Raw genomic sequence first — 10024 nt, 5'->3', positions numbered from 1 at the left:
AGCCGGCTTCGCGTCCTTGGCCGCATCCGCCGGCTGGTCCAGCCGCTCGACCTTGGCTTCCGCGCGCAGCTTGGCGACGTAGTCGGCCTGGGCCTTGCGGGTGACATACTGCTCGATCTGCGCCTTGACCTGCTCGAAATCAGGTGCCTTGCGGCTGCGCTTTTCCTCGACCTTGATGACGTGCCAGCCGAACTGCGACTTCACGGGGTCGGAGATCTTGCCCGGCTCGAGCGCGAAGGCGATTGCCGAGAATTCCGGCACCATCTGCTCCTTGGTGAAGAAGCCGAGGTCGCCGCCGTCGGCCGAGCCCGGATCCTTGGACTTCTTCTTGGCGAGCTCGGCGAAGTCGGCGCCCTTGTCGAGCTCGGCCTTCACCGCCTTGGCCTCGTCCTCGGTCTCGACCAGGATGTGGCGGGCGTGCACTTCCTGCTCGCCGGTGATCTGCTTGGAGGCCTCCTCATAGACCTTCTTCATGGCATCCGGGGTGGTGGCGGCCTTGCCCTCGCCGGCGAGCAGGCTGTCCATCAGCAGGCGGTTGCGGGCGAACGCGAGCCGCTTCTTGAACTCCTCGCCGTCAGCGAGCTTCTTGTCCTCGGCGGCCTTGCCGACGATCTTCATGTCGATCAGGAAGGACAGGACGTTCTCGTCCTTGGTCGCCGGGTCCATCTGGGCGAGGCTCGGCCCGAGTTCCTCTTCGGCCATGGCGACGTCGCTCTTCTTGATTTCAGCGCCATTGACTTTCGCCAGCACCGGATCGTCGGCAGCCCGGCCGGGACCCGCGATCAGCGCCAGCGCAAGGCAGCCCACGAGGGCGGTGGCGAGGCCGAAGCGCAGGCCGGTTTTGGTTACCGGGAACGAGGTGGTCATGAAAAATCCTTTTGTTGAAGCAGGGGGCTGCTCGAGCGGGGCGGACACTCGCCCAATTCAGGGGGCCTTGGCAACGCGAAAAGTCTGTCAAAATGATGAATTAGCCGCAATGCACCCGCCGTTGACAAGGCCCTGACCGGGCCATATCTCTGCCCGGTCGCGTCCATGCGATGGCGTTTATTTTGCTGCGTTTTTGGCCGTTGAACCCAGACTTGCCCAACTCCCACCCATATGGCGGATGGACCCCCCGCAGACGGGGCTCCGGCGCCCAGCAGGCGTCACGGTGAGTTGATAGGCAGGCGGGTGACAACCTCTTGGCTGCAACGCGAACGCGGTTGAATCGCGAACACAGGAACTAAGCATGATCGGCGCGCTCGCCCGTAAGTTTTTCGGCTCCGCCAACGACCGGCGGGTGAAGGGATATCAGTCCCGCGTCAACGCGATCAACGCGCTGGAGCCCGAGGTCTCGAAACTCTCCGACGAGGCCCTCAAGGCCCGCACCGCCGAGTTCAGGAAGCAGCTCGCCGAGGGCAAGACGCTGGACGACCTCCTGGTCCCCGCTTTCGCCACGGTCCGCGAAGCCGCCAAGCGCACGCTCGGCCAGCGCCATTTCGATGTCCAGCTGATCGGCGGCATGGTGCTGCACGAGGGCGACATCGCCGAGATGAAGACCGGCGAAGGCAAGACCCTGGTTGCAACGCTCGCGGTCTATCTCAACGCGCTCGCCGGCAAGGGCGTCCACGTCGTCACCGTCAACGACTACCTCGCCCGCCGCGACTCCGACTGGATGGGCCAGATCTACGGCTTCCTCGGCTTGACCACCGGCGTGATCGTGCACGGCCTCGACGATTCCGAGCGCAAGATGGCCTATGCCTGCGACATCACCTACGGCACCAACAACGAATACGGCTTCGACTATCTGCGCGACAACATGAAGTACCGGCTCGAGGACATGGTCCAGCGGCCGCACTTCTATGCGATCGTCGACGAAGTCGACTCCATCCTGATCGACGAAGCGCGCACGCCGCTGATCATCTCCGGCCCGCTCGACGACCGCTCCGACTTCTACAACACCATCGACGGCTTCCTGCCCAAGCTCGACAAGTCCGACTACGACGTCGACGAGAAGCAGCGCACGGTGACGCTGACCGAAGCCGGCATGGAGAAGATCGAAACGCTGCTGCGCGATGCCGGACAGCTCAAGGGCGAGTCGCTCTACGACGTCGAGAACGTCTCCGTCGTGCACCACATCAACCAGGCGCTGCGCGCCCACACGCTGTTCACGCGCGACAAGGACTACATCGTCCGCGACGACGAGGTCGTCATCATCGACGAGTTCACCGGCCGCATGATGCAGGGCCGCCGCTATTCCGAAGGCCTGCATCAGGCGCTGGAAGCCAAGGAACACGTGCAGGTCCAGCCCGAAAACCAGACGCTGGCCTCGATCACCTTCCAGAACTATTTCCGGATGTACGAAAAGCTCGCCGGCATGACCGGCACGGCGCTGACCGAAGCCGACGAACTGTTCGACATCTACAAGCTCGAGGTCGTGGAGATCCCGACCAACCTGCCGGTCGCCCGTCTCGACGAGGACGACGAAGTCTATCGCACCCAGAACGAGAAATACGCCGCGATCCTGGCCGAGATCGAGCGCGCCAATGCGCGGCTGCAGCCCGTGCTGGTCGGCACCGCCTCGATCGAAAAATCGGAAGTGATCGCCGAATATCTCAAGAAGCACGGCTATCGGCAGATCGATTTCGGCAACGAAAATTCGATGCAGAAGCTGTACGCCGCGGCCCGCGCCGGCAAACCGGCAAAGCTGTTCGCGGTGCTGAACGCGCGCTTCCACGAGCAGGAAGCCTACATCGTCGCGGAAGCCGGCGTCCCCGGCGCGATCACGATCGCGACCAACATGGCCGGCCGCGGCACCGACATCAAGCTCGGCGGCTCGCTGGAAATGCGCATCCAGCAGGAGGCCGCTTCGATCGAGGACCAGGCCGAGAAGGCCTTGAAGATCGAGCAGATCAAGGCCGACATCGAGCACTTCCGCGAGATCGTGCTGAAGGCCGAGGAAGAGGTCGAGATCGAGCCGGCGAAGGGTTCGAAGCCGGCCAAGACCGTGAAGAAGCCCGGTGGCCTCTACATCATGGGCTCCGAACGCCACGAATCCCGCCGCATCGACAACCAGCTCCGCGGCCGTTCCGGCCGTCAGGGCGACCCCGGCCGCTCCAAATTCTTCCTGTCGCTGGAAGACGATCTGATGCGCATCTTCGGCTCGGATCGCCTCGACAGCATGCTGCAGCGTCTCGGCCTGCAGGAGGGCGAGGCGATCATCCATCCCTGGATCAACAAGGCGCTCGAAAAGGCGCAGCAGAAGGTCGAGGCCCGCAACTTCGACATCCGCAAGAACCTGCTCAAGTTCGACAACGTCCAGAACGACCAGCGCAAGGTGATCTTCGACCAGCGCGTCGACCTGATGAAGGACGACAGCGTCGCCGAGACCGTCGCCGACATGCGCCACGCCTTCATCGACGACCTCGTCGCCAAGCACGTGCCCGAGCATGCCTATGCCGAGCAGTGGGACGTCGCGGGCCTGAAGGAAGAGCTCAAGCGCGTGCTCGATCTCGACCTGCCGGTCGAGGACTGGGCCAAGGAAGAGGGCATCGCCGACGAGGAGCTGCTCACGCGCATCGAGACCCGGGCCGACGAGCACATGGCGGCCAAGGTCGGGCAATGGGGCCCCGACGTGATGCGTTACGTCGAGAAGACCATTCTGCTGCAGACGCTCGACCATCTCTGGCGCGAGCATCTGATCATGCTCGACCATCTGCGCCAGGTCATCGGCCTGCGCGGCTACGGCCAGCGCGATCCGTTGCAGGAGTACAAGACCGAAGCGTTCAACCTCTTCCAGGAGATGAGCGCGCATCTGCGCGAGGCCGTCACGGCGCAGCTGATGCGGGTCGAGATCGTGCCGCCGGAGCAGGAAGCCCCGGTGCTGCCGCCGATGGAAGCGCACAAGTTCGATCCGAACACCGGCGAGGACGAAATGGCGCTCGCCAGCGTCACCCTCGGAGCGCAGGCCACCGACGCCGCGTTGCGCGATCCCAAGAACCCGGCAAGCTGGGGCAAGATCGGCCGCAACGAGGATTGCCCCTGCGGCTCAGGCAAGAAGTACAAGCACTGCCACGGGCGGTATGCCTAAGGCTTGAATGTGAGGCGCCGACGTCGGTGCCTCACTCTCCGCTGTCGTCGCCCGGTTTAGCCGGGCGACCCAGTACGCCGCGGCTTCTCGGTTCAAATCACATCAGTCTCTGGAATACTGGATCGCCCGACTAAATCGGGCGATGACAGCGAGTATGTGGCGCGCAGCTCCATCTCCATCGTCGGGACGACCGTGTCGAGGGAGCTAGCTAAACGCACCACTCAATTCGAGCTGTCGATCAAGCTTTCCAGCAGCCGCTTCAATTCGCTCGTCGACTTGTCGCCGTAGCTCTCCAGGATGTGCTCCTCCTGGTCGACCGCGAGCGAGTTGAGCTTCTTGCTCAGCACCTTGCCGCGATCGGAGATGAACATCAGGACCTTGCGGCGATCGTTCGGGTCCTGCACGCGGTAGACCAGCGTGTCGGAGACCATGCGGTCGATCATCTTGGTCAGCGTCGGATGGTTGAGCAGCACGGCATCCGCGAGCTCGCCCATCGAATGGCCGTTGCCATCCGAAAGGACTTTCAGGATGCGCCACTGCTCGACGGGCACGCCTTCCTTGCTCAACCGCAGTTCGAGCTGCCGGTTGATCTCCCGGTTGGCTTGCGCGAGCAGGTAGGCGAGGTGTTCGGTGATCGGGGTGTTCGGTTTTGCCACGGCTAAGACTTTGTCTTGACCCAAATGAGTGAATGTCTTGCAATCGATGCTGCATCTATATGCACTTCAATTCTTGAATATTCAATATTTTCAAAATAGGATATTGCCCAACAATAGGGCGGGTGCCGCGGCCGCCTCTCGAATGAGCTTTCAAGTCTGGTCTCAGACAGGAGTTGGCGTGCGCGCGACGGTAAACTTCCCGGCTCACGGCGGTCCGGCGTTACCGCCGTCCTTGCTGTTCAGGAATCTGTCGTCCGCGGCAGCGGATTTCGACCTGTCGCCGACTGACGCGCATTTCATGAAGCGCCGCGGCGCACACAACAAGCTCCGCATCGGGGGCTTCATGTGCTGCACCGGCTCGCCCGGCGTTTGGGGCCCGTGCGCGACAAGCAGCGCGCAACTCGCGGTCGCCGAGATCAACAAGCGCGGCGGCATTCTCGGGCGCGAAATCGAGCTTTCGATCTATGACGCGGGCGGCCCACTCGACGGGATTCTGAGCCGCGCCGAGCAGGCGATCGCTTCGGATGAGATCGACCTCATCGTCGGACTGCATACCAGCGCGGTGCGCGTGGCGCTGCGCAAGGTCACCACGCGCCACCGCATCCCCTACATCTACACGCCCGTTTACGAGGGCGGCGAGCAGACGCCGGGTGTCATGGCGATCGGCGAGACGCCGCGCTGGCAGAGCCGCCCCTCGATCCACTGGCTCGCCGAGGTCAAGAAGGCGGCGCGCTGGTACCTGATCGGCAGCGACTATGTCTGGCCATGGCAGTCGCACCGCGCGGTGAAGCGCTACATCAAGGAGGCCGGCGGCCATGTCGTCGGCGAAGAGTTCGTTCCCCTCGGCGAAGACAACCACGAGCCGCACCTGGAGCGCATCCGTGCCGCAAGGCCGGACGTCGTCCTGATCTCGTTGATCGGCACCGACAGCATCACGTTCAATCGCGCGTTCGGCGAATGCGGCCTCGGCGCCACGACGCTGCGGCTGGCCGGGGCGATGGACGAGACCGTGCTGCTCGGAATCGGCGCCGACAACAGCGAGAACCTATTCTGCGCCTCCGGCTATTTCCCCGGCATCGGATCGCGGGCCAATGACGACTTCCAGAGCCGCTATCGCGCGATGTTCGGGCCGAACGGGCCCCCGATCGGGTCGCTCGGTCAATCCAGCTATGAGGGACTGCGCTTCCTCGAGGCCGTGGCGAACAAGGCGGGCACGTTGGCGATGGGGCCGATGCTCGCGGCCGGCCGCAACATCGTCTATGGCGGCGCGCGCGGCCCCGTCACGGTCAGCAACGGTCACACCCGGATGCAAATGTATCTCGCCGGGGCGGATGGCCTCGACTTCAAGCTGATCAAACCGATCTGATGCGGGCGCAGTGACGCGCACAGGCGGAAATCCAAAATAATACTTGAAAAGGAAAATATTTCCGTCTGTAATATCGAGGTGAAGCCGCCCGACCGGCGCCATGCCGGCGCAGGACGGCTTCCGTCCGATGCCAGGGATCAAGAAACTTCAGGAGAGCGCCGTGACAGTTGTCCTTCCCACGCCAGCCCAATTGCGCAGCGTCGCCGACCAGTGCGGCCTTTCGCTGACCGACGACGATGTCGCCTCGTTCCGCGGCCTGATGCAGGGCTCGATCGAAGCCTACAATCTGGTCGGAGCCATGCCGGACGAGGTGCCGGAGGTCAAATATCCGCGCACGCCGGGTTATCGGCCCTCGCCGGAAGAGAACCCGCGCAACGCCTGGTATCGCAAGTCGACCGTGAAGGGTGCGGCGAGCGGCAAGCTCAAGGGCAAGACGGTCGCCCTGAAAGACAACATCATGCTCGCCGGCGTTCCCATGATGAACGGTTCGGCGACGCTCCAAGGCTACGTACCCGATTTCGACGCCACCATCGTCACCCGCATGCTCGATGCCGGCGCCGAGATCGCCGGAAAAGTCCATTGCGAATCCTTCTGCATGTCCGGCGGCAGCCACACCAATGCGGTCGGCGCCGTCCACAATCCGCACAAGATGGGCTATTCGGCCGGCGGCTCGTCGTCAGGCTCAGGCGTCGTCGTCGCGCTCGGCGAGGTCGACATGGCGATCGGCGGCGACCAGGGTGGTTCGATCCGCATGCCGTCCTCGTTCTGCGGCACCTATGGCATGAAGCCGACCTGGGGCCTCGTGCCCTACACCGGCATCATGCCGATCGAGGTGTTCGTCGATCACACCGGCCCGATGACGGCGACCGTCGCCGACAACGCGCTGCTGCTGGAGGTGCTGGCCGGCGACGACGGCTACGATCCCCGCATCAAGGCGCCCAAGGTCGAGGAGTACACCAAGGCGCTCGGCCAAGGCGTCAAGGGCATGAAGATCGGCATCCTCAAGGAAGGCTTTGAGCAAGCGACGGCCGAAGCCGCCGTCAACGAGAGCGTTCGAGAGGCCGCAAAGCGCTTTAGGGATCTCGGCGCCACGGTCGAGACCGTTTCGATCCCGATGCATCTCATGGGTCCCGCGATCTGGACGCCGATCGGCACCGAGGGCATGACCCAGACCATGATGTATGGCGACGGCTATGGCCTGTCCCGCTCGGATCTCTATTCGACCACGTTGATGGACTTCCATCGCGGCTGGCGCCGGCAGGCGGATTCCCTGTCCGAGACCACAAAGCTGTTCCTGCTGCTCGGCACCTACATCAACAACACTTTTGGTCCGCGCTATTACGGCAAGGCGCTCAACATCTCGCGACGCCTGACCGCGGCCTACGACAAGGCCTTCAAAGACTACGATTTGCTGCTGCTGCCGACCACGCCGATGAAGGCGACGAAGCTGCCGGAGCCCACGGCCAGCCGCGAGGACTATGTCGCACGTGCGCTGGAGATGATCTCCAACACTGCGCCGTTCGACATCACCCATCATCCCGCGATGTCGCTGCCCTGCGGCATGGTCGACGGTCTGCCCGTCGGCCTGATGCTGGTCGGCCGCATGTTCGAGGAATCCACCATCTACCGCGCCGCCCACGCCTTCGAGCAGATCGGCGACTGGAAGAAGATGTGAGCGAGGCATTGATGCGGGCCAACGGAACAGGGAAGCGTTTCCGCGCGACGTGGATACCGGTTCGCGCCAGGAAAACGTGTCAAGACAACAAGCCTGAGCCCCGTTCCGATTCCGTCGGAACGGGAAAGGCTCCGGCGCATGGCTAACGCGTTCGTCGCGGCGTTCGAGATCCTGAGCTTCGGCGCGATCATCGTTCTGATCGTGCTGGGGCTCGGGATCATCGCCAGCATGATGGGCATCTTCAACTTCGCGCAGGGCGAGTTCGTCCTGCTCGGGGCCTACATTACCTATCTCGCCTACACCAAGGGCCTGCCGATCTGGGCCGGCATGGTCGCCGCGCCCTTCCTCGTCGGCGCACTCGGCTTCGTGCTGGAGGCGCTGATCATCCGACGCTTCTACGCAGCCCCCATCGTCGCCATGCTCGGCACCTATGCGCTCGGCCTGATCATCCGCGAATCCGTGCGCGGCCTGATCGGCGGCTTCTATCTCACCGTGCCGGAGCCGATCGGCGGCTCGATCGACATCGGCGCCATGCATATCTCGGCCTGGCGCTTCACAATCATCGTCATCACGGCGCTGGTGATGGGCGGCTGCTATCTGCTGCTGGCGCGCACCAGCTTCGGCCTGCGCGTGCGCGCCACGCTGGAAAACCCGTCGCTGGCACGCGCCTCCGGAATCTCCACGCCGCTGATCTACGGCGCCACCTTTGCGTTCGGCGCGGCGCTTGCCGGCCTTGCCGGCGCGCTGATCGTCCCCGTGTTCAGCCTGTTCGCCGATCTCGGCCTGCGCTTCCTGATCCAGGGCTTTGTCGCGGTCATGGTCGGCGGCGTCGGCTCCTTCATCGGGCCGGTCGCGGGCGCCGGCGTCATCGGCACGCTCAGTGCCGCGCTGCCCTGGGTGATGGCGCCCGTCGTGGCCGATGTCCTCGTCTTCGTTCTCGCCATCGTCTTCATCAAATTCCGGCCGCAGGGCCTCATTGCTGGAAAAGGGGTTTAGTCACATGTCCGATCGCACTCAGCTCTCCCGCCGCCGCTTCCTCTCGAATTTCGCCTTTGCCTCCGGGGCGGTCGCAACCGGCGTCGGCAGCTGGGTGATCCCGGCGCCCTGGGCCAATGCGGCCGAAGCCCCGATCAAGGTCGGTATCGCCACCGACCTCACGGGGCCGATCGCCTATGCCGGCAATGCCGACGCCAACGTCGCCAAGATGGTGATCAAGGAGATCAACGCCGGCGGCGGTCTGCTCGGCCGCCCGCTCGAGCTCTACATCGAGGACACCGCCTCGAACGAATCCGTCGCGGTCGGCAATGTCCGCAAGCTGATCCAGCGCGACAAGGTCGACATGGTGCTCGGCGGCATCACCTCGTCGATGCGCAACGCGATCAAGGACCCGATCGTCGCGCGCGGCAAGACGCTCTACATCTATCCGCAGCTCTACGAAGGCAAGGAGTGCACGCCCTATCTGTTCTGCACCGGACCGACGCCGGCGCAGCAGTGCGACGAGTTCATTCCCTGGCTGATCAAGAACGGCGGCAAGAAGTTCGCGCTGCCGAGCGCCAACTACGTCTGGCCGCACACGCTCAACGTCTATGCCCGCAAGGTGATCGAGGCCAATGGCGGCGAGGTCGTGTTCGAGGAATACTATCCGCTCGACCAGGTCGACTTCTCCTCGACCGTCAACCGCATCATCTCCAACAAGGTCGACGTCGTCTTCAACACCGTCATCCCGCCGGGCGTCGGCCCGTTCTTCAAGCAGCTTTATGAAGCCGGCTTCCTCAAGAACGGCGGACGGCTGGCCTGCGTCTACTATGACGAGAACACGCTCAACATCAATCAGGCCGCCGAGATCGAGGGTCTCGCCAGCTGTCTCGACTATTTCAAGGTGCTGACCAAGGAGAACCCGTTCGACGCAAAAATCCAGGCGGCCTACGAGAAGGATTTCCCGGGCAATTTCCTGTTCGCCGCCGGCAGCGCCGCCACCGGAACCTATCGCGGCCTGAAGCTGTGGGAAGCCGCCGTCAAGGAAGCCGGCAAGATCGACCGCGAGTCGGTCGCGGCTACGCTCGACCACGCCAAGATCGCCGAGGGCCCGGGTGGACCGGCCGAGATGGTCCCGGGCAAGCGGCACTGCAAGATGAAGATGTACACCGCGGTCGCCAAGGGCGGGAATTACGAGATCGTCGGACGCAGCGACGGGCTCGTCGACCCCAAGGAGTGTTAAGCCGGAATGCTGAAGTCGATGGGCGCAGTGAAACAGGCGA

The 10024-nt window shown here is 63.8% G+C and carries 7 protein-coding genes; 5 read left to right on the top strand and 2 right to left on the bottom strand.

Going from position 1 to position 10024, the window contains the following annotated elements; genetic code table 11:
* A partial coding sequence (locus tag IVB47_RS22705) for a peptidylprolyl isomerase (protein ID WP_247464450.1) occupies nt 1–867 on the bottom strand: 867 nt, incomplete at its 3' end.
* A gap of 361 nt (nt 868–1228) precedes the next feature.
* On the opposite strand from IVB47_RS22705, the gene secA reads away from it, so the two are divergent.
* Nucleotides 1229–4069 carry a preprotein translocase subunit SecA gene (gene secA, locus IVB47_RS22700; protein WP_027567996.1) on the top strand — a complete coding sequence of 947 codons (2841 nt, stop codon included), beginning with the start codon at nt 1229–1231 and terminating at the stop codon, nt 4067–4069.
* Nucleotides 4070–4290: 221 nt separating this feature from the next.
* Here secA and IVB47_RS22695 read toward each other — a convergent pair whose 3' ends face one another.
* Entirely contained in the window at nt 4291–4725 is a 435-nt protein-coding gene (locus IVB47_RS22695; RefSeq protein ID WP_007599198.1) for a MarR family transcriptional regulator, read from the bottom strand.
* 178 nt (nt 4726–4903) lie between these two features.
* On the opposite strand from IVB47_RS22695, the gene IVB47_RS22690 reads away from it, so the two are divergent.
* From IVB47_RS22690 to IVB47_RS22675, 4 genes are all read left to right on the top strand, one after another.
* Nucleotides 4904–6091: a substrate-binding domain-containing protein gene (locus tag IVB47_RS22690; RefSeq protein ID WP_247405718.1), complete on the top strand. Its 1188-nt coding sequence runs from the start codon at nt 4904–4906 to the stop codon at nt 6089–6091.
* A gap of 160 nt (nt 6092–6251) precedes the next feature.
* Complete coding sequence (locus IVB47_RS22685; protein ID WP_247464448.1) at nt 6252–7766, top strand: amidase; 1515 nt, start codon at nt 6252–6254, stop codon at nt 7764–7766.
* A gap of 138 nt (nt 7767–7904) precedes the next feature.
* A complete protein-coding gene (locus IVB47_RS22680; RefSeq protein WP_247464445.1) occupies nt 7905–8762 on the top strand; it encodes a branched-chain amino acid ABC transporter permease in 858 nt (285 codons plus the stop codon).
* Nucleotides 8763–8766: 4 nt separating this feature from the next.
* Nucleotides 8767–9984 (top strand): substrate-binding protein, encoded by a 1218-nt coding sequence (locus tag IVB47_RS22675; RefSeq protein WP_007599205.1) that lies wholly within the window; start codon nt 8767–8769, stop codon nt 9982–9984.
* The last annotated feature ends 40 nt before the right edge of the window (nt 9985–10024 follow it).

This window comes from Bradyrhizobium sp. 62 (genome assembly GCF_023073035.1).
In the GTDB taxonomy this organism is placed as follows: domain Bacteria; phylum Pseudomonadota; class Alphaproteobacteria; order Rhizobiales; family Xanthobacteraceae; genus Bradyrhizobium.
This window is presented reverse-complemented; position numbering and strand designations above follow the sequence as displayed.

Bases quoted from the DNA above. Each gene is read 5' to 3' on its own strand.
- IVB47_RS22675 (WP_007599205.1), top strand. From the start codon at position 8,767: ATGTCCGATCGCACTCAGCTCTCCCGCCGCCGCTTCCTCTCGAATTTC.
- IVB47_RS22680 (WP_247464445.1), top strand. From the start codon at position 7,905: ATGGCTAACGCGTTCGTCGCGGCGTTCGAGATCCTGAGCTTCGGCGCG.
- secA (WP_027567996.1), top strand. From the start codon at position 1,229: ATGATCGGCGCGCTCGCCCGTAAGTTTTTCGGCTCCGCCAACGACCGG.